Raw genomic sequence first — 18,707 nt, forward strand, 5'->3', positions numbered from 1 at the left:
AATATTTGTTTTTAAGGGCGTAAATATTGTTATTTACGCCTGTTTCCCTACTCTAAATACTGTTCTGTCTTTCCGCTGATTTGCAGCAAGGATATCTCGCACAGTTTGGTGTTGTATTCTGCCGATAGAATACGTTCTTCGGCATCCAGCAGGCTTTTTTGCGCTTCGCGCATTTCGATGCCCGAAAGGTTGCCGAGCATGTAGCGTTCCATTGCAATCTCATGGTTCTCTTTGGCGGCAACGAGATTCTGGCGTTCGAGGTTCAGCATTTGGAGGTTGTTCTGGTAGGCTTGCCACAGGTTGCTCAAGTCGGCACGCAAGGCTTGTTCCAGTTGCTCGCGCTCCAGGCGGGCGTTCTGCACGGCGATGCGGGCGTTGCGGAGTTCGCGGCGGCGGTTGCCGTCGAAAAGGTTGATGCCTACGGTGACGCCGAAGTTCAGTCCCAGGTTGCTGCGGCGGCTGTTTGCCGAGATATCATATTTGTTGAGGGTATAGCCGTAGCCGCCGTTCATCTTTACGTACGGATAGTCGCGCGAAGCGGCTTTTTTATAGTCCAGGCGCGCCAGCGTGTTGTTCTGTTCCGCTTTCAGTAACGAAGCGTTGGCATGCAGGGTGGCATTCCAGAGTTCTTCGAAGTTCAGCTTGGCACTGACGTTGATGAGGCTGTCTTGAATGACGAAAGGACGGTCCACATCTTCGTTTGCCATAAGCTCGTTCAACTGGATGCGCGAGGTATGCAGCAACTCCTGCTGCTTCATGTATTGCGCGCTGTCGGCATTGAAGTCCACTTTCGCCTGCTGGTAATCCAGCCGGGAGAAGTTTCCGATGTGATAGCGCTCCTCTACGATGCGCAGGCGCTCTTTGGAGAGCGATACGGCATAACGGAAATTCTTCAGGCGGATGGTGTGTTGCACGTAGTTGTAGTATTCGGCGGCGATGTTGGCTATCAGGTCTTCGATGGCGATGCGGGTGTTGGTTTCGCCTTGCCGTTCCAGTTCTTTCAGTTTCCGGTAGTTGGCGGTGATGTTGAAACCGTCGAAGATGGTCCAGTTCAGGTTGACGCCGGCATCGACGGTCTGGTCGAACACGCCGTTCTCTTTGGTGGTTTCGCCGGTGGCGCGGAGCTTGGTTTCGGTGTTGTCCAGAGTGCCTCTATAGCCGGCGGACAGGTCCAGCTTAGGCAGGTATCCGGCATTGGCAAGGGTGGCGTTGTTCCGGCTTACTTGCTGCTCGTTGCGGGTGATACGCAGGGAATAGTTGTTCAGCAGCCCCTGTTCCAGGCAGGATTTCAGGGTATATACGGGTACGGGTTGCGCCTGAACGGCAAGCGCGGCGCACAAGATGGTTAAGAAAGATAGAATCGTACGTCTCATTCGTTCTTCAGTTTACTTCGGTTGGTAGATACATAACTATAAATAGCAGGAACGATATACATCGTGAGCAATGTCGATACGAGCATGCCGCCTACTACGGCAGTGCCCATGGCGATACGCTGGTTGCAACCTTCGCCTGTGGCGAATGCCAGCGGTATCAGTCCCAATACGGTAGAGGCGCTTGTCATCAGGATGGGGCGCAGGCGTTGCAGGGCGGAATCCTTGATGGCTTGCATCTTGTCTTCGCCGATGTCCTGTTTCTGGTTGGCAAACTCTACAATCAGGATACCGTTCTTTGCCACCAGTCCAATCAGCATGATAATGCCAATTTGGCTGAATATATTCATCGTGATGCCGCCGAAATACATGAACACCAGCGCGCCGGCAATGGCAAGCGGCACTGTCAGCATGATAATCAGCGGGTCTTTGAAACTCTCGAACTGCGCGGCGAGAATCAGGTAGATGAGCAGGATTGCCAGGATGAAGGCGAACATCAGGCTGGAAGAGCTTTCACGATACTCTTTCGAATCGCCGGTGAGGGCGGTGCGGAAGGTGTCGTCCAGCGTCTCTTTGGCTATCTTGTCCATTTCGTCCAAACCCTGTCCGATGGTCTTGCCGTCGGCAAGTCCGGCAGATACGGTAGCGGATACGAAACGGTTGTAGCGATACAGCTTGGGCGGAGCGATGCCGTTGGTCAGCTCTATCAGGTTGTCGAGTTGCACCATGTCTCCTTTGTCGCTACGGATGTAGATGCCTTTCAGGTCGGCAGGCTTGTTGCGTTGCTGGCGGTTGATTTCGCCCAATATCTCGTATTGCTTTCCGTTCATGTAGAAGTAACCCATGCGTTGTCCGCTCAGCCCGTATTGCAGTGTCTGTGCGATGTTGCGCGTGCTGACTCCCATGATGCTTGCCTTGTCGCGGTTGATGTTGATGCGCGCTTCCGGTTTGCTGAACTTCAAGTCCACGTCCGCCATTTGGAATACCGGGTTCTCGTAGACCTTTGCCATGAATTTGGGCAGTACTTCTTGCAGCTTCTCGATGTTGGTGGCTTGCAGCACGTATTGCACGGGCATGCCGCCGCGCCGTCCGCCGAACGATGAGGACTGCTGCACGAAGGAGCGTGCCTTGGTCTTTTTCTGCACGGCTTTCGACAGCTTTTCCGCTACTTCCATTTGCGTGTAGTCACGTTCCTGCATGTTTCTCAGGGTGATGCGCACATTGCCGCTACCGCTGGATACGCGGGCGGTTACGGCTTGGGCATCGGGCACGATGGAGTCGACAAGTTGGTTGACGTCTTCCGTATAGTCGCGGATATATTCGTAGGTGACACCCTCGGCACCTCGCGTATTGATGCTGATTTGCGAGCGGTCTTCCAAAGGTGACATTTCCGCCGGGATATGGCTCCAGAGGAAACCGATAATAAGAATGGTTGCCGCCGTGAAGGGCAATGCAATCCAGCGTTTGCGCAGGAAAGCTGCCAACGAACGGCTGTAAAGGCGGTTCAGCCCTTCAAAGAAAGGTTCGGTCTTACGGTACAGCCAACTTTGCTGTTCTCTTTTTATCAATAGTTTGGTTGCCAGCATGGGCGTAAAGGTCAGTGCGGCAAATGAGGAAATGATAACCGAACCGGACACCACGATGCTGAACTCGCGGAACAAACGTCCCGTCATGCCGTCCATAAATACGATAGGGAAGAACACCGCCACCAGTGTAATGGTGGTGGAGATAACGGCAAAGAAGATTTCTTTGGCTCCCTCGATGCCCGCCTCTTTGGGAGGCATTCCCCTTTCGATGCGGACGTAGATGTTTTCCGTCATTACGATGGCGTCATCCACCACCAGTCCTACGGCAAGCACGATGGCAAGCATGGAGAGCACATTGATGGAGAACCCCGCCAGATACATGACGAAGAACGCTCCGATGAGCGAGACGGGAATTACGATGCAGGGCACTAACGTCACACGCCAGTCGCGGAGAAAGAGGAAGATGATGATGATAACGAGGATGAACGCCTCATACACCGTTTGCTTCACTTCATTGATAGAGGAGCGGATGAATTTGGTGTTATCGAAACCATACGAGTATTGCACGTCTTCCGGCAGGTCTTTCTTCATCTTCTCCATGCGGTCGTACACGGCATCGGCAATCTGGATATGGTTGGCGCCCGGTTGGGGGATTACCACGATACCTACCATCGGCACGCCGTTCATCTTCATGTAGCTTTTGATATCCGCCGGACCTAATTCGGCACGGCCTATGTCGCTGAACCGGACGATGCGGTTTCCGTCTTCTTTCAGAATCAGGTTGTTGAACTCTTCAGCCGTATGCATCAGTCCGAGTGTACGGATGGTGAGCTCAATCGTGTTTCCTTCGATGCTGCCCGAAGGAAGTTCCACGTTTTCCTTGTCTACCGCGTTCTTCACATCGACAGGGGTTATGCCGTAGCCGGACATTTTGACGGGGTCGAGCCACAGGCGCATGGAATAACGCTTCTCTCCCCAAATGGTCACGCTGCTTACATCGGAGATTGTCTGGAGCTGCTCCTTGACGGTGAGGTCGGCTATTTCGCTCAGTTCCAGCAGGGAGCGCTTGTCGCTTTGCAAGGCAACCATGAGGATAGGCATGGCGTCCGCATCTGCCTTGGATACGGTTGGCGGGTCGCAGTCGCGGGGCAGGTAGCGCTGGGCGCGCGAAACCTTGTCGCGCACGTCATTGGCGGCAGTCTCCAGATCGACGGAAAGTTCGAATTCCACCGTGATGCGTGCCGAGCCCTGTTGGCTGACACTGGAGAGGGAGCGGATGCCCGGAATACCGTTGATGTTCTGTTCCAGCGGTTCTGTAATCTGGTTTTCAATAACGTCGGCGTTTGCTCCCGGATAGGAGCAAGACACGGAAATGATGGGATTGTCTACCGATGGATACTCGCGGACACCGAGGTAATTGTACCCGATGAAACCGAAAAGCAGGATAATCAGTGTCAATACGGTGGAGAGCACCGGTCGCCGTATGCTTAATTCGGATATATTCATTGTTTGCTATATTGATAATGGAGGAATAATGATTGGGAACTGGCTCTTACTCGACGGAATCCAATGTCACCGGCAACCCTGTGCGAAGCTGCAAGGTTCCCGATGTAATCACTGTATCGCCTACGCTCAAGCCTTGCAGCACTTGCACTTCGGCTTCCGTACGGATGCCGGTGGTAATCTCTATGGGGTGTGCCTTTCCCGACTTATAGAGGAAAATCTTGTCCTTGCCCATTTCCGGTACGATGGCTTCGGAAGGTACGGCAAGCGCATCTTCTATTTCGTCCTTATTCAGTTTGATGCTGGCATAACGTCCCGGCAACACGGCACTGTGGGCGTTGGGATAGAGCGCGCGTATGGTCAGCGTATGGGTGGTGGGGTCTATTTTCGACTCGCGTGCATAGACGGTGGCATGGAAGGCATTCAGCTTCCCTTCGAGTGTGAACTCCAGCCCTGCACCGATTTTTACATCGTTGGCGTATCGTTCGGGCACGGCAAACTCCACTTTCAAAGGCGACAGTTTGGTGAGTTTGGCTACAATGGTAGCGGGAGAGGCGTATGTTCCTACGCTGACTTGCCGCAAGCCGATAACCCCGTCGAAGGGAGCGCGAAGCTCGGTCTGTGCAATGTTCGATTTTATCAGGTCGATGTCGGCATTCAAGGTTGCCAGTTCGGTTTTTACCTGTTCGTAGGCTTCCTTGCTGACGGCATCCCTTTCCAGCAACGCGTTTTGGCGGAACACCCGGTCTTCCGCCAGCTTCAGTTGCGATACCAGCCTTTGCAATTGTGCCTGGAGAGGGCGGTCGTTTACCTTGGCGAGCAATTGCCCTTTCTTCACAAAGCTTCCTTCTTCGAAATTTATCTCTATAATCTTGCCGGATGTCTCGAACGAAAGGTCTACTTCTTCATCGGGCAGCAGGCTGCCGCTGATTTGTATTTCGTCTTTCAGCAGTTGCGGTTTTACTATTCGGGCGTTTACGTTCAGAATCTTTTTTCCGCCGCCCCGTTTGCCTGTCATCACTTTGTCGGCAGCCGCCAATTCTTCGTTTGTCTTAGGGAGTTGGGAATAAATACCTCCGCCTATCAGTCCGGCACCAATAAGCAGGATGATGCCCCATTTCACTTTTTTATTCATGCTGTAGTATTAGTAAGTATTTGAAATCAGCCTGTATCATATACTATTCTGCCATCCGGAGCGTGCTGAAACGGCGCTTCTCTTTAAAAAACGCAAACGGTCTTGGGTGAGGTTAATCCTTTTTTGGGGTTGCCTCATTAAGGTATAGCCTTCGCTGCGTTCCGGATGACCGATAGCAATGGTATAAGCTAATTAATCATTAATATTAAAGTTAATTAGACAGACAAGATACGGAAAAGTTTAAAGCAAGAAAAGTTAATAAAAGTGATAAGCGCGCTCCTGCCGGCTCTGTATATCCCTTACGTTGCATCTGTATATTCCACAAGGCGGATGGCTTATGGGAAAGAAGCGTGGATGCCGGGGATGTTTTGTCAATAGGCAGACCTGTATTTCCCTTCTTCCTTATCCTCCAGCATGTTCAGATAAGAAGCGTAGCGCGATTCGCTGATGTAATGTTGCTCTACCGCTTCGCGTACGGCACATCCCGGTTCGTGGCGGTGGGTACAGTTATTATAGCGGCAGTCTGCCGAAACCTTGAATATTTCGGGAAAGTAATGTCCTATCTCTTCTTCTTCCATATCGAATGTCCCGAAGCCTTTGATGCCCGGTGTGTCTATGATATAGCCGTTGCCCGCCACGGGAAACATTTCGGAGAACGTGGTGGTGTGCATGCCTTTGTTGTGATAGGAGGAGATAGCGCCGGTTTTGATGTCCAGTTCCGGCAGAATGGCGTTGATAAGGGTAGATTTGCCTACTCCGGAGTGACCGGAGAAGAGCGTTATCTTCCCTTTAAGTTCCTCTTTTACGGTATCGATGCCTGTGCCTGTTTTGGCGGATACCTTGAAGCAGGGATAACCGATGGTGGTATAAAGATTGACAAGACCGTCCAGATAGCGGAGCTCGTCTTCGTGGTAAGCGTCTGTCTTGTTGAAAATGATGTTGACGGGTACGCGGTAGGCTTCTGCCGATGCCAGAAAACGGTCGATGAATGTGGTGGACGTTTCCGGATAGTTCACCGTTACCACCAACATACATTGGTCGAGGTTGGCGGCAAGGATATGAGACTGTTTGGAGAGGTTGGACGAACGCCGGACGATGTAATTCTTCCGGTCTTCAATTTCGTTGATGAACGCTGTGCCCTCCTGGTTCAGGATGATGTGCACATAGTCTCCCACAGCCACCGGATTGGTGCTGCGGATGCCTTTCAGGCGGAAGTTACCTTTGATTTTGCATTCAACGTATGTCCCTTCGTCGGTTTTTACCAGATACCAGCTTCCTGTGTTTTTAATTACCAGTCCCCTCAAAATAGTTGATAGTCTTTAATGGATGATAGCCTTTAATAGCTGATAATTGATAATCGATTTCTGATAGCCTGTTGCCACGTCGTTCCGCATGGCATCTGCCAATTCAATCATCTATCAACTATCAACTATTAAAGCCTGTAGTGGATTAAACGGTCATGATTTCTTTCTCCTTTGCTGCCAGCATATCGTCAATCTGCTTGATATACTTGTCGTGAATCTTCTGCAGCTTTTCTTCACCGCCTTTTTGTGCGTCTTCCGCCAGGCCTTCCTTAACGGATTTCTTAAAGGAGTCGATGGCGTCGCGGCGTGCGTTGCGTACACTCACTTTGGCGGTTTCGCTTTCATTCTTACACTGTTTGGCAAGTTGCTTGCGGCGCTCTTCCGTCAACGGCGGAATGCCGATGCGGATAATCTCGCCGTTGTTTTCGGGCATGATGCCGAGGTCGGAGTCGATGATTGCCTTTTCAATCACACGGAACATGCTCTTGTCCCACGGCTTGATGGCGATGCTGCGGGCATCCGGGGTGGTTACGGCTGCCACGTTGTTGATGGGCACCATGCTTCCGTAAGAATCTACACGGATTCCGTCCAGCAAACGGACGTCGGCTTTTCCGGCACGGATATGTGCCAGTGACTCTTCCAGATACATTACCGCCATGTCCATTTTCTCTTGTGCTTCGTCTAAGATGTCTTTTACGTCTTTCATATTTCTATTGTTTGAAGTAGCGTTTGGTTTTGAAACTTTGCAAAGATAGTTATTAAATTGATAATTAAGAACCGGGGATTGAGAAAAAGCCGTGACGTCGGTGTTTGGCACCTGTTTCTTAATTCCCTACCCCCAACTCTTAATTCTCAATTCCTAATTCCCAATTCTCAATTGTGCACCAGCGTTCCTATCTCTTCGCCTTGCATCACTTTCTTCAGGTTTCCTACGGTGTCCATGTCGAAGACGATGATGGGCAGGTTGTTTTCCTTGCACATGCAGGTGGCTGTAAGGTCCATCACCTTCAGTCCGCGCTTCAGCACCTCGTCGTAGGTGATGTCGTGGAACTTCGTTGCCGTAGGGTCTTTCTCCGGGTCGGCGGTATAGATGCCGTCTACGCGTGTTCCTTTCAGCATGACGTCCGCTTCAATTTCGATGCCGCGAAGGCTGGAGCCGGTGTCGGTGGTGAAGAACGGATTGCCTGTCCCGGCAGACATGATGACCACTTCGCCCGCTTCCATGCACTCGATTGCCTTCCATTTATTGTAGAACTCGCCGATAGGCTCCATGCGGACGGCTGTCAGCACGCGTGCCTTTACGCCTGCCGCTACCAGTGCCGAGCTCAGCGCAAGGCTGTTGATGACGGTGGCAAGCATGCCCATCTGGTCGCCTTTCACGCGGTCGAAACCTTTGTTGGCGCCGCTTAGCCCGCGAAAGATGTTTCCGCCGCCTATAACGATGCCGATTTGTATGCCCAATCCATGAATTTCCTTAATCTGTGCCGCATATTCGGCAAGGCGTTTCTCGTCAATGCCGTATTGCTTTTCTCCCATCAGGCTCTCGCCGCTGAGTTTCAATAAGATTCTTTTGTATGTTGCCATAGTTTATTAATTTATTTCGCTTAGCGGCAAAGATAAATGAAAATCGCGGGAATTTCACACCGACAGGATAAAGAAAATGTTTTTTCTTTAGAGGAAAGAGCGGGTTGTTAAGTCAGTTGTGTAGGAAAATAATACCAATCGTCATAAACAATTTCCGGTTATTCTGTTTGGACGGCCACGGCTCTTTCATTTGCAGGGCATTCGTTCTGCCGTACCTTTCCTGTTACGTCTTTGCCGCTTTTTATGGCAAAAAGACGGCGCAAACGCCTTTTCGCTTACTCCCCTTCCTCCGTATTTCTGCCGGAATAGCGGCGGCTTGTATAAAGTGCGGATAGATATACCGCTTTTCCCGATAGATATGCGCTGTTTATGCAGAATTCAGGTTTTTCCGTTGTTGGATGCAGGTGTTTCAGATGTCAGACACTGGTGTTTCTGCCGAGGGACATTAACACGGCTCGCGATAGACATTAATGCCGCTCGCGACAGACATTAATGTCTATCACGAGCGATGTTAATGTCGCTTGCAAAAGACGCCGATATCCGTGAAACGGGATGCCCGTACGCGGCATTTCAGGTGCTTTTCTCTTTCGGTTGGTTTGTAAGTATTTCGCTATCGCGTTGAGAATGTATAAGATAAGCGTTTTCTGTTCCGTTTTTTCCGATCGGCAGCACATCGGGGCGGAAACAGGCGATTCTACGGAGTTGGAAAATGCAAATTGTCATTTTGATACATGGCTTTTGCCCCCTTTCAATGCAAAAACTCAGTTGCGGACAATCATTAAATATTAATCGTGCATGTCGTAACTTTCTGATTAAAATTTTGTTATTTTGCAGACAGTTGCCCTATAAGAGGCTGTGCCGATGCCAAAACCAGTATTGTTCTGCTCTGCCGGAGTTTTCGGGCACTCTCTCCCGCAAAGGAATAATTGTTTAATTGATAAAGATGAAGAACATAGTAAAGACGCTCTCCGTAATAATACCTGCTTATAATGAGGCTAAAACGATATTCAGGGTTTTGGAAAAGGTTGTAAGCGCGCAGCTCCCTGCGGGCGTGGAAAAAGAGATACGGGTGATTGACGATTGTTCCGCCGACGACACGGAACAGGAGGTGAGGAGAGCCAAAGCGCGCTATCCGGATGCTTGCATCGAATATCTCAGACTGCCGGAAAACAGGGGAAAGGGATATGCGGTGCGCCAGGGCATAGCGTGTGCCGCCGGCGATGTCATCATCATACAAGATGCCGATTTGGAATACGACCCGGAGGATTACCGGGTTTTGTTGCAGCCCATCTTGTCGGGAGAGTGCCGGGTGGTATATGGCTCCAGGCTGCTGGGTGGCAATAATAAGCCGATATATCATACGTACTATTGGGGCGGGCGGCTGGTATCCCTCGTCACAAGCCTGCTTTTCTTCCGGAAGATAACGGACGAGCCTACTTGCTACAAGATGTTCGATGCTGCCTTGCTGAAGTCCGTGCCGCTGACCTGTGACGGGTTCGGGTTCTGTCCCGAGGTGACTGCCAAAATTCTCAGAAGGGGGCACAGGATAAAGGAAGTCCCGATACGCTATAATCCGCGTTCTAAAGAAGAGGGGAAGAAGATAAGATGGCGTGACGGGGTTGAGGCTGTCTGCATATTGTTGAAATACAGGTTTACTAAAAAGTGATGGATATGCAATCGAAGAAAACAAACCGGGAAGGGAGACGGGCGATGCAAAAGAAAACTTTTGCCGTGTATGCCGCATGGCTTGCAAGGAATGTGCTGTTTATGGTCCTTGCACTGCTTCTTGTCAGATACGCATTGACGGAGCAGCCTACTTACCGTTGGGTGTACAACAGTTTGCTGAAAGAGAATATGGCAGTGATAAGGAAGTATCCCAAACTGACCTTTGAAGAGAAAATGCAGATGAAACTGGGGATGGGTTACGATTATCTCCGCTTTATCAAGCAAGCCACGCCGGAGAATGCGGTTATTCTTTATCCTTCTCAGGCAGCGTTCCAAAAAGAAGGAAGCCCGTTCAAACGGGAAATCAGCAATAAACTTTATGCCACCCGTTTCTTGCATCCCCGCCTGCTGATATTGGAAAGCGAATTGGAAGAGAGCAAGTATGCAGGTAAAATAACTCATATTGCCATTGTGAACGGGGAAGGAAAGGAGCGGATTCCTTATCAGGTCGACCCGGAAGTGAAGCATGCCATATTCCCGATTGTCCAACAGAAAAAACAGTAGCCATGCTTGCATTAGGAATTGTTCTCGTCATTGCGATAGGTTTTCTTGCCGTCAATTGTATTTCCATTAAGTTTACGTGGACCGAAAAGATTGGTCTTGCCTTTCCGGTAGGAATCGGGCTGCAAACGCTTGTGATGCTTGTCGTCAACCTGCTTAAGATACAGTTGATACCCGTCAGCGTGCTGCTTGGGGGAGTGTTGCTGTTGCTTCTGTTGCTGTTTTTCCTGTATAGACGTAGAGGCGAGGTGATAATGTATTATAAGGACGCTTTCCATATCGATACCTCGAACTATAACCTTGTCTGGTTCTTCTTCATCATGCTTATCGCATACTTTGAGTATATGAATTTTGCCAAGTGCATGTATTTCCCTACGTTCGACAGGGACAGCCTGGCGGGGTTCGACACCATTGGATACGTCATCGCGCAGGAACATACGTTCAGGAACCTGAGCATATTCCAGCAGAGCTATATGCCGCATATCCATGATGCGGGCAGCTACATAACGTATGCCCCGATGGTGCAGTTGAGCTATGCTTTTGTCTATCTTTTGGGGGCGGAGACATCCAAAATAGTTCCGGCATTGATGTATTTGTCCCTATTGATAGCCTTCTATGGCAGCATGCAGCGTGTGTCGGGACCTACGTGCGCGGCTGTTGCCACTTTCTTCGTGTTGATAACTCCGGAGATGATTGCCTTTTCTTCGCTGTCGGCAACGAATGTCATTCATGCCGTCACCGCTTCGTTGGGCGTTATTTACGTCTCTTTATGGCTGAAGTGCGGGGAGCGGAAGGATTTATACCTCGGTTCGTTGCTGCTTGCGGTGAATGTATGGACCCGTTCGGAAGGGATAGTCTTTATCGGTGCGGCGCTGTTGGCGGTTTTTGCCGGCGCGCTTAGGGGCAGAAACTGGAAAGACTTGCTGCCTGTTGCCGCTGCGTTGCTTCCCGCTCTTTTGTGGGCGGTTTTTTCGTGGATAAATGGTTTTTATGCCGAAAGCATTGTCATATCCCGCCCTTACTGGGATGCGGAGAAGGCGGGTATCATCCGGGCATTCCTGGAGGCTTATTATGAAGATACGCAGTTCTTTGGCTGGACGGTCATGGCATTCTCCCTGTCGTTGCTTGTCAACGGTTGGTTCTTGATAAAGCGGAAAGACAACCTGGCTCTGCTGGCAATGATTGTCCTCTCCTTGGCGTTTTATGTGATTGTTCTTTATCAGATTGACTATAAGTGGGATTCCATCCGGAATGTGCTGGCATACTCTGCCAAACGCTTCTTTTTCTGTTTCATCCCTATGATGTGGTTTTACTCGCTGTCCAATCATTGGGTGAGGATATGCTTTGGTTGGTTGGACCGTTGGCTGTTGCTGGATAGGGAATAGTATCTTTAACTATATTTCTACTTTCATCTGTTGATGGTTGGTGTGGAAATCCGTAAATTTGTGGGTAATCCCCCGTAGGACATTTCGGAAACGTTGAACCAAGTATATATTAAAAATGAAGACCTTAACTTTACTTTTCTTTGGGCTTTTGCTGTGCCCGATGCCGCTTCCGGCACAAACGGCAGAGATACTGTTGCAGAAGGCGGCAGATGCTTTGTCGGCAGGCAAGGATGATTATGCCGTGAGCCTGTTTCGCCAGGCTGCCGCTGTGGGAGCCGAACAGGCGGAAATGTTCTATTGGACGAATGTGGAGAAAAACAGCGCGGCGGCTCCTCGCGTCGTGCACGAACTGGCGGTCTATTATAAGGACAAACGGAATTATGACAAGGCGTATCTCTTTTATAAGGAGTGGTTGCAATATTATCCGGAAGATGTCCCCGGACTTGTGGCATGTGCGGAGATGCAGCTGATGCGCGACGAAGCGAAAGATGCCTTGGTGCTCTATCGGAAAGTGTTGGCATTGGATGCCGATAATCTTCAGGCGAACATATTTCTGGGTAATTATTACTACTTGCAAGCCGAGCAAAAGAAGAAGGCTTTGGAGGACAGTTATAAGAAAATTGCTTCTCCTACACGTATGCAGTATGCCGGTTACCGTAACGGACTGTCGGATATATTCTCTAACGGGTATAACAAGGCTAAGGGATATTTGCAGAAGGTGCTTCAGCTTTTTCCCTCTACCGAGGCCGGAAAGACGCTGGAACGGATAATGATATTGGAAAAAGAGATGAACTGATTGTTCTCCTCTTTGTTTCCTTATAACTGAAGTGCACCCCAAAAGTTTTGTGTCTGACTTTTGGGGTGCACTTCATAACAGAGAGTGTGTCGGAACTCTCTTATTGACCAAATCACCCCTGTCACAGATATCTATGGCAGGGGTGATTTGTGTATTTGAAGTGTCTCGGCACACTCTTCTTCATGACAGGCAGTAGGGGGAATGTTTATTTGACTGCCCGGATCGGCAGGTTTAAAAGACCGGCAGGCGTGGAACGTGTATCGGTCTCCCGGTTTGCTTTAGGACCGGGTATCAGGGGGCTGTACATCAGTACATGGCGGATACGTCTCCGTTGCTCGGGAGTAAACCGGTCGGAATAGCTGATGGCATAGTCCATGATATTGTGTGAAACGAAGGATTCGCCTGTCAGGCAATTCTCACGTCTTACCAGATAGTCGAATTTGAATTTCTCCTGTTCGTTTGCTTTGATGTATGCGCAATCGATATCATATTGCTCTTTATCGTAGGTGGGGGTGTCTGTGCAATAATCGGTATCTTCGCAACCGCTTCCGCTTTTGGTTTCGGAAAATACATGGTGCAGGCCCAGATAGTGCCCTAATTCGTGGGCTAATGTGACGGTGACGTCTGCTGTGGTGTATATGTCTGCCGTACTTTCATAGTTGATGAACAGGCTGTTGATGGATATGCAATAAGGGAAAGGCAAGTTGCTTAATTCCAAATGCGATGGTGTGATTTCGCTGAGGCCCGGCAGGCTGTTTGCCCCTTTCGTGGTGAAAGGCAGGTGCGATATCCCCAATGTCGTTGCATTGCCGTCCGGGTCTTGGGCGAAGTTGTAAACCATTATGTTGATATACCTGTTGGGGTCCCATAGGTATTTCACATATCCCTTGCCTGCCGGCTCGTTGATATTGTCGTACATGAACTCGTCGCAGTCTATCGGATAGTTGCCTTGCCACGGGATGTATTCCACGCCCGGTTGTGCCATCTTTTCCCCGTTGGGATTGACGGTGGCGAGCGTGAATGCCAGATTCATGTCCGCGTTTTGCATGCTGTTCTTGTAAAGCCGGTTTGCCGCGCCCAGTATTTCCGCTAGGCGTCTTGTACTGACATACTGTTCCGGGTTGGACCGGTCTTTATAAAGTACATGGAAAACTACGGGCAGGTTGTAATGATGTTGCTCTATGGACGTATATCCTGCCGATTGGGTGATTTCTATCCTTTTGCTTGTCTTCGCGGCTGCCGAGGCGACGGTTACCGTCACTTTTCTTTCTTTGTTGTCGGGGTTGGCTTCTATCTGTAGGGTCAGCGTCCCGTTGCCTGAGCCTTCGCTTGGGGTGACGTTGCACCATTGCGCCGTTTTGGATACTTTCCATTCCGCATCGCTTGTGATGCCGACCGTTAAGGTTGCTCCGGCACTGCTGATGTTGCCGAATGATGATTCGGAGAGCTCTAAAATGCCGGCTTCATTATCCTTGCAGCCGCATAGGATGAAGCTTGACAGGAAGGCTGCGAGTAAAAGTTGTATTTTCATGAGGTTGTATGTTGATTTTAATCCGGAATGTATTTTGTAAAGGTAATGTTTGCCGATTTCTCCAATCAGACAATGTATTGCACCTCTTTGAACAGGTATTCCCGCTCTTTGCCGTTCTCGTCTTCCAATACGAAGCGTCCGTCTTGTTCCACACGTAGCAGACGGGCGGAAAATCTGCCATCGGCATCTTCGTAGGGATGAAAACCACGGCGGCGGAATAGGGAACGGGCATAGCGGGCGGCTATCTCGGCGGAATAGCTGTCGCGTTCTTCCGTTTGCAGGCCGTTGTAGTAGATTTGTATCCGTTTCAGGATACTCGCCAGGATTTCGTAACGGTTATGTTCCCGGTGGGTGATTTGTGTCAGTGATACCGGATTGGGGGCATCGCTACGAAATATATTCTGGTTGATGTTAATTCCGATACCGGAGATGCTGCGCCCGATGAAGTGTCCGGTGAGGTCGTTCTCTATCAGTATGCCACATATTTTCCTGTCTCTCCAATAGATGTCGTTCGGCCATTTTATGGTGATTTCGTCCGACCATTTGTCCAGTTCTTCCTTAATGGAGAGGGAAACAATTTGCGACAGGATAAACTGACGGCGCGCTTCGAGGAATGTGGGGTAGAGGACAAAACTGAAAAGCAGGTTCTTTCCTTTTTCCGCTTCCCAACTATTGCCGCGCTGGCCTTTGCCGGCGCTTTGGAATTCGGCGGTAACCGTGGTCAGTTCGGTGAGCGGGGCTTGCCGGTCGTAGCACAGCCGGCTTATGTACTGATTGGTCGAGTCTGTTTCGTCCAGCGCTATCAGCGGATAAGGAAACGTCTCAGGGCAGGGCTTCATATTCATTGCGCATTTTTTTTGTGAACTTCTTTATTACTTCTTCATAAGAATGGTCTATAAGATGTTTTATCAGCTTGTCGTCTGCGTCGCAGTCCAGAAGTACCTGGTTCCAATACTTTTTATTGAAATGCCAGGCGCCTTCGATGGCGTTGTAGCGGTCGCGTAGCTCCAATGCGTATTCCGGGTCGCACTTCATGGTGATACGGTCCGGAGTCTGGAGATTAATACATAAGAACATCTTTCCCATTACTCGGATGACGAGCACGTCTTCACCGAAAGGGGTGTCTTCGGTCGCAGCCTTTTTACTGAGACAATATTCGCGGGCGGTTTCTATATCCATTGTATTTCAGATGTTAGGATTTGTTTAAAACATTGGCGGATAAAATGCTTCTTTGATATGCTCTATCTTGAAGGTGCCGGCATTGCCTACTGCCGTAACGATGTCAAAACGTACAGGGGCATCGATACTGAAGTGTTTGATATAGGCATCGGCGGCTATGACAATACGGCGTATTTTCTGCCGGTCGACGGCATCTTGCGGTTTGATGTATTCGGTACTGCTCCGGGTTTTTACTTCTATGACAACCAATTCATTGTCTTTAGCAGCGACGATGTCCAACTCCAGATGGTTTTTCCGCCAATTCCGGTCGCGTATTATATATCCGTTATGTTCCAGATAAGCGGCAACCGCATCTTCTCCGGCCTTTCCCAGTGCATTATGTATTGCCATAGTACAATTTTCTTTCTTTCCCTACAAAAATACGTTTTTTCTGCTTTGTTTTTACGGAAGTAAAGCTATTTTTGCAAAGAAATATGAGAAAGAGAGACAAAACGTGTGCGAAAGCAACACCCGAAGAACCCAAACGCGAGCAGCGCATAGTATGTCTGATGAGCGAAGAAGAGCTGCGGATTGTGGACCGTTATTTGGAGAAGTATAAGATAACGAACAAATCGCGCTGGCTGAGGGAGACTGTTCTCATGTTTATCCATAAGAATATGGAAGAGGATTATCCTACATTGTTCGGTGAGCATGATATGCGAAGGTAAGCACATTGCGGAGCGGAGCTTGTATAAGGATGTGAAAGTAAAAAAGTAAAGCGGACTATAAGCAGGGAAAAAGATGACCGATGCGGATTATATGAGACAGGCGCTTCTTGAAGCGCAAAAGGCAGGCGAGCGGGGCGAAGTGCCCGTTGGTGCTGTTGTTGTTTGTAAAAACCGTATTATTGCCCGTGCCCATAACCTGACCGAAACGCTGACCGATGTTACCGCTCATGCCGAAATGCAGGCAATCACTGCCGCAGCCGCCACTCTAGGCGGTAAATATTTGAATGAATGTACGTTGTATGTGACCGTTGAGCCTTGTGTGATGTGTGCCGGAGCTATTGCGTGGGCACAGACGGGACGATTGGTTTTTGGTGCGGAGGACGAGAAGCGGGGATATCAGTGTTATGCGCCACAGGCATTGCATCCTAAGACTGAGGTAGCGAAAGGGATACTTGCCGAGGAATGTGCCGCGCTGATGAAGGATTTCTTTGTAGCCAAACGCAGATAATGCTTTCTTGGAAGCGGTTTCTCTTATTGTTATTCTTCTTTGAGTTCTTCAAAATCTACGTATTCCCCTTCATCTTGGGAGAAGAGTTTCTTACGTTTGTTGTGTGTAGAGGTTGCGTTAGCTCTTGTTTGCGGTTCTTCATCGGCGATAGGACCGGATTGCTGCCTGCCGTTGAAGGAATATTCCTTTCCGGATTGGTAGTCTTCGTTGTCGTTCCGATAAGTACTTGATGAACGGTGTCTGCCCAACCCGAAGATACTTCGGATGACAGTGCCGATAATGCTGAGTCCGATAAGCAGGATGGCGATTATAATGATGAAGAAGAATCCTAAAACATGGAGCATGGGCTAATCTTTTTTTATGTGTTCGTTTCTTGCGAACATATAGTACAACAACCGTGCCACGGAAATGTTTACCCGCGTTTCCCTGTTAGAAGTGACAATATGACGTACCATATAATCACTGCTGCGAAACCGCCGGTTTTAAATAGGATAAGAAGCGGGATACAGACAATCAGGAAAATGAAGCTTGTCTTGTTGTCTGTCCATGAAAGATTCTTGAACTTTAATGAGAACATCGGTATTTCCGATACCAGCAACCATGAGAACAGACCGACCAATACCGACAGGTAAACAGGATTGAAGTTCTCGGAGATGAGAATGGGGTGCATGCCTGCTACTAATGATGCCCAAAAAAGAGCATTGGCAGGAACAGGTAAACCGATGAAGGAACTTGTCTGGCGCGTATCGTTATTGAATTTCGCCAAGCGCAACGCCGAGAATACGGATATGAGGAATGCGACATAAGGCATATAAGGAGCGATGAACTCCATAGATGCCGGATAATACATCTCCTTAAATAAAGAGAACACGACCAATGAGGGTGCCACACCGAAACTTACATCATCCGCCAAAGAATCCAAATCTTTTCCGATGGGCGAATGGGCATTCAGCAGACGCGCCATCATGCCATCGAAAAAATCGAATACGGCACTGAAAATAATGAATAAAAGCGCCAAATGATAATCGGCTTCAAAAGCCATGACGCAAGCAATACACCCGGAGAATAAATTCAGACAGGTTAAGGTGTTTGGAATAGGACGGGTGATGCGATTTGCCATTATTATTTAAGTTTTGCTATCACGGTTTGATTACCGGTAGTAAGTTGTCCAAGTTTAACGAGAACTTCCGTACCCAATGGAAGGAACACATCTACGCGAGAACCGAATTTAATGAATCCCATGTGTTCGTCAATGTAGCATTCTTCGCCCGGTTCGGCGTATGTTACGATACGGCGTGCCATGGCACCTGCAATCTGGCGTGCCATGATTTCCACACCTTCGGGGGTTTCGATGACCACGGTAGATCGTTCATTGTCGGTACTTGCTTTAGGCAACCAGGCTTTCATGAACTTGCCGTTGTGGTGAGACACCAACTTCACGGTTCCATCTACCGGATACCAGTTGGCATGTACGTTAACTAAACTCATGAATATGGAAACCATGATACGGCGGTCATGAAAATATTCGGTCTCTTCAACCTCTTCCACTACCACAATCTTTCCGTCGGCGGGGGCAACCACAATCTTTTCGGTCTCTTCCTGACCGAACAAGCGTATGGGGCAACGGAAGAAATTCACTAAGATACCATAAACTACAAGGCTGATAACTGCCGATACGTAGAAAGGAATCTTACACTCCAATCCGAAATAAAGTCCGGTGTTTATGGCAAGTATCAATAATAAACTGCCGATAAGGGTATGTGTGCCTTCGCGGTGAATACGTATTTTCTTTAGCTTTTTAAGTCGACTCATGTATCTTGTTTTATTCTTTCTGATGCAAATTATCTGCAAAAATAGGCTTATTTTGAAAATCTAACAAGAAATTAGTCATAGAATTACAGGTGTTGATAACTTTTTGAGGAATATTTTTGTTAGATATCGCATAGGTCGTAC

At 49.0% G+C, this 18,707-nt stretch carries 19 protein-coding genes; 6 read left to right on the forward strand and 13 right to left on the reverse strand.

Going from position 1 to position 18,707, the window contains the following annotated elements; genetic code table 11:
• Positions 1–47: 47 nt before the first annotated feature.
• The 6 genes from QZ327_RS08980 to pyrH form a co-directional block, all read right to left on the reverse strand.
• A complete protein-coding gene (locus tag QZ327_RS08980) occupies positions 48–1,373 on the reverse strand; it encodes a TolC family protein (RefSeq protein ID WP_294618734.1) in 1,326 nt (441 codons plus the stop codon).
• Positions 1,370–4,402 (reverse strand): efflux RND transporter permease subunit, encoded by a 3,033-nt coding sequence (locus QZ327_RS08985; protein WP_294618735.1) that lies wholly within the window; start codon positions 4,400–4,402, stop codon positions 1,370–1,372. The genes QZ327_RS08980 and QZ327_RS08985 overlap by 4 nt, the downstream gene beginning before the upstream one ends.
• Before the next feature lie 46 nt (positions 4,403–4,448).
• On the reverse strand, positions 4,449–5,534 hold the full coding sequence (locus QZ327_RS08990; RefSeq protein WP_294618736.1) for an efflux RND transporter periplasmic adaptor subunit: 1,086 nt from the start codon (positions 5,532–5,534) through the stop codon (positions 4,449–4,451).
• A gap of 371 nt (positions 5,535–5,905) precedes the next feature.
• Positions 5,906–6,838: a ribosome small subunit-dependent GTPase A gene (gene rsgA / locus QZ327_RS08995; protein WP_294618737.1), complete on the reverse strand. Its 933-nt coding sequence runs from the start codon at positions 6,836–6,838 to the stop codon at positions 5,906–5,908.
• Positions 6,839–6,983: 145 nt separating this feature from the next.
• Positions 6,984–7,544, reverse strand: a complete 561-nt coding sequence (gene frr, locus QZ327_RS09000) for a ribosome recycling factor (protein ID WP_294618738.1) — start codon at positions 7,542–7,544, stop codon at positions 6,984–6,986.
• Positions 7,545–7,711: 167 nt separating this feature from the next.
• A complete protein-coding gene (gene pyrH, locus QZ327_RS09005) occupies positions 7,712–8,422 on the reverse strand; it encodes a UMP kinase (RefSeq protein WP_294618739.1) in 711 nt (236 codons plus the stop codon).
• A 943-nt stretch (positions 8,423–9,365) separates the two neighbouring features.
• On the opposite strand from pyrH, the gene QZ327_RS09010 reads away from it, so the two are divergent.
• The 4 genes from QZ327_RS09010 (at position 9,366) to QZ327_RS09025 (ending at position 12,829) form a co-directional block, all read left to right on the forward strand.
• Positions 9,366–10,088 (forward strand): glycosyltransferase family 2 protein, encoded by a 723-nt coding sequence (locus QZ327_RS09010; protein WP_294618740.1) that lies wholly within the window; start codon positions 9,366–9,368, stop codon positions 10,086–10,088.
• Between the two features lie 5 nt (positions 10,089–10,093).
• Positions 10,094–10,651 (forward strand): hypothetical protein, encoded by a 558-nt coding sequence (locus QZ327_RS09015; RefSeq protein ID WP_294618741.1) that lies wholly within the window; start codon positions 10,094–10,096, stop codon positions 10,649–10,651.
• Between the two features lie 2 nt (positions 10,652–10,653).
• Positions 10,654–12,033, forward strand: a complete 1,380-nt coding sequence (locus tag QZ327_RS09020; protein ID WP_294618742.1) for a hypothetical protein — start codon at positions 10,654–10,656, stop codon at positions 12,031–12,033.
• Positions 12,034–12,148: 115 nt separating this feature from the next.
• Entirely contained in the window at positions 12,149–12,829 is a 681-nt protein-coding gene (locus tag QZ327_RS09025) for a hypothetical protein (RefSeq protein ID WP_294618743.1), read from the forward strand.
• Positions 12,830–13,034: 205 nt separating this feature from the next.
• Here QZ327_RS09025 and QZ327_RS09030 read toward each other — a convergent pair whose 3' ends face one another.
• The 4 genes from QZ327_RS09030 to QZ327_RS09045 all read right to left on the reverse strand — a co-directional run bounded on the left by QZ327_RS09030 (position 13,035) and on the right by QZ327_RS09045 (position 15,929).
• On the reverse strand, positions 13,035–14,360 hold the full coding sequence (locus QZ327_RS09030; RefSeq protein WP_294618744.1) for a zinc-dependent metalloproteinase lipoprotein: 1,326 nt from the start codon (positions 14,358–14,360) through the stop codon (positions 13,035–13,037).
• 65 nt (positions 14,361–14,425) lie between these two features.
• Entirely contained in the window at positions 14,426–15,199 is a 774-nt protein-coding gene (locus QZ327_RS09035; RefSeq protein WP_294618760.1) for a biotin--[acetyl-CoA-carboxylase] ligase, read from the reverse strand.
• Entirely contained in the window at positions 15,183–15,539 is a 357-nt protein-coding gene (locus tag QZ327_RS09040; RefSeq protein WP_294618745.1) for an MmcQ/YjbR family DNA-binding protein, read from the reverse strand. The genes QZ327_RS09035 and QZ327_RS09040 overlap by 17 nt, the downstream gene beginning before the upstream one ends.
• Positions 15,540–15,563: 24 nt before the next feature.
• Positions 15,564–15,929: a YraN family protein gene (locus tag QZ327_RS09045; protein ID WP_294618746.1), complete on the reverse strand. Its 366-nt coding sequence runs from the start codon at positions 15,927–15,929 to the stop codon at positions 15,564–15,566.
• Between the two features lie 83 nt (positions 15,930–16,012).
• Here QZ327_RS09045 and QZ327_RS09050 point away from each other — a divergent pair, with 83 nt between their 5' ends.
• Together QZ327_RS09050 and QZ327_RS09055 are read left to right on the forward strand one after the other, a co-directional pair.
• Positions 16,013–16,246, forward strand: a complete 234-nt coding sequence (locus tag QZ327_RS09050; protein WP_294618747.1) for a hypothetical protein — start codon at positions 16,013–16,015, stop codon at positions 16,244–16,246.
• A 73-nt stretch (positions 16,247–16,319) separates the two neighbouring features.
• Positions 16,320–16,754, forward strand: a complete 435-nt coding sequence (locus QZ327_RS09055; RefSeq protein WP_294618748.1) for a nucleoside deaminase — start codon at positions 16,320–16,322, stop codon at positions 16,752–16,754.
• 29 nt (positions 16,755–16,783) lie between these two features.
• On the opposite strand, the gene QZ327_RS09060 is transcribed toward QZ327_RS09055, so the two are convergent.
• The 3 genes from QZ327_RS09060 to QZ327_RS09070 form a co-directional block, all read right to left on the reverse strand.
• Complete coding sequence (locus tag QZ327_RS09060; protein WP_294618749.1) at positions 16,784–17,098, reverse strand: DUF4834 family protein; 315 nt, start codon at positions 17,096–17,098, stop codon at positions 16,784–16,786.
• 68 nt (positions 17,099–17,166) lie between these two features.
• Entirely contained in the window at positions 17,167–17,874 is a 708-nt protein-coding gene (pssA, locus tag QZ327_RS09065; RefSeq protein WP_294618750.1) for a CDP-diacylglycerol--serine O-phosphatidyltransferase, read from the reverse strand.
• Positions 17,875–17,876: 2 nt separating this feature from the next.
• Positions 17,877–18,566: a phosphatidylserine decarboxylase family protein gene (locus tag QZ327_RS09070; protein ID WP_294618751.1), complete on the reverse strand. Its 690-nt coding sequence runs from the start codon at positions 18,564–18,566 to the stop codon at positions 17,877–17,879.
• Positions 18,567–18,707 lie beyond the last annotated feature (141 nt).

This window comes from uncultured Bacteroides sp. (assembly GCF_910578895.1).
Taxonomy (GTDB): Bacteria; Bacteroidota; Bacteroidia; order Bacteroidales; family Bacteroidaceae; genus Bacteroides.

Coding starts and splice junctions, on each gene's coding strand:
- QZ327_RS08980 (WP_294618734.1), bottom strand. CDS start 1,373: ATGAGACGTACGATTCTATCTTTCTTAACCATCTTGTGCGCCGCGCTT.
- QZ327_RS08985 (WP_294618735.1), bottom strand. CDS start 4,402: ATGAATATATCCGAATTAAGCATACGGCGACCGGTGCTCTCCACCGTA.
- QZ327_RS08990 (WP_294618736.1), bottom strand. CDS start 5,534: ATGAATAAAAAAGTGAAATGGGGCATCATCCTGCTTATTGGTGCCGGA.
- frr (WP_294618738.1), bottom strand. CDS start 7,544: ATGAAAGACGTAAAAGACATCTTAGACGAAGCACAAGAGAAAATGGAC.
- pyrH (WP_294618739.1), bottom strand. CDS start 8,422: ATGGCAACATACAAAAGAATCTTATTGAAACTCAGCGGCGAGAGCCTG.
- QZ327_RS09010 (WP_294618740.1), top strand. CDS start 9,366: ATGAAGAACATAGTAAAGACGCTCTCCGTAATAATACCTGCTTATAAT.
- QZ327_RS09015 (WP_294618741.1), top strand. CDS start 10,094: ATGCAATCGAAGAAAACAAACCGGGAAGGGAGACGGGCGATGCAAAAG.
- QZ327_RS09020 (WP_294618742.1), top strand. CDS start 10,654: ATGCTTGCATTAGGAATTGTTCTCGTCATTGCGATAGGTTTTCTTGCC.
- QZ327_RS09025 (WP_294618743.1), top strand. CDS start 12,149: ATGAAGACCTTAACTTTACTTTTCTTTGGGCTTTTGCTGTGCCCGATG.
- QZ327_RS09030 (WP_294618744.1), bottom strand. CDS start 14,360: ATGAAAATACAACTTTTACTCGCAGCCTTCCTGTCAAGCTTCATCCTA.
- QZ327_RS09035 (WP_294618760.1), bottom strand. CDS start 15,199: ATGAAGCCCTGCCCTGAGACGTTTCCTTATCCGCTGATAGCGCTGGAC.
- QZ327_RS09040 (WP_294618745.1), bottom strand. CDS start 15,539: ATGGATATAGAAACCGCCCGCGAATATTGTCTCAGTAAAAAGGCTGCG.
- QZ327_RS09045 (WP_294618746.1), bottom strand. CDS start 15,929: ATGGCAATACATAATGCACTGGGAAAGGCCGGAGAAGATGCGGTTGCC.
- QZ327_RS09050 (WP_294618747.1), top strand. CDS start 16,013: ATGAGAAAGAGAGACAAAACGTGTGCGAAAGCAACACCCGAAGAACCC.
- QZ327_RS09055 (WP_294618748.1), top strand. CDS start 16,320: ATGACCGATGCGGATTATATGAGACAGGCGCTTCTTGAAGCGCAAAAG.
- QZ327_RS09060 (WP_294618749.1), bottom strand. CDS start 17,098: ATGCTCCATGTTTTAGGATTCTTCTTCATCATTATAATCGCCATCCTG.
- pssA (WP_294618750.1), bottom strand. CDS start 17,874: ATGGCAAATCGCATCACCCGTCCTATTCCAAACACCTTAACCTGTCTG.
- QZ327_RS09070 (WP_294618751.1), bottom strand. CDS start 18,566: ATGAGTCGACTTAAAAAGCTAAAGAAAATACGTATTCACCGCGAAGGC.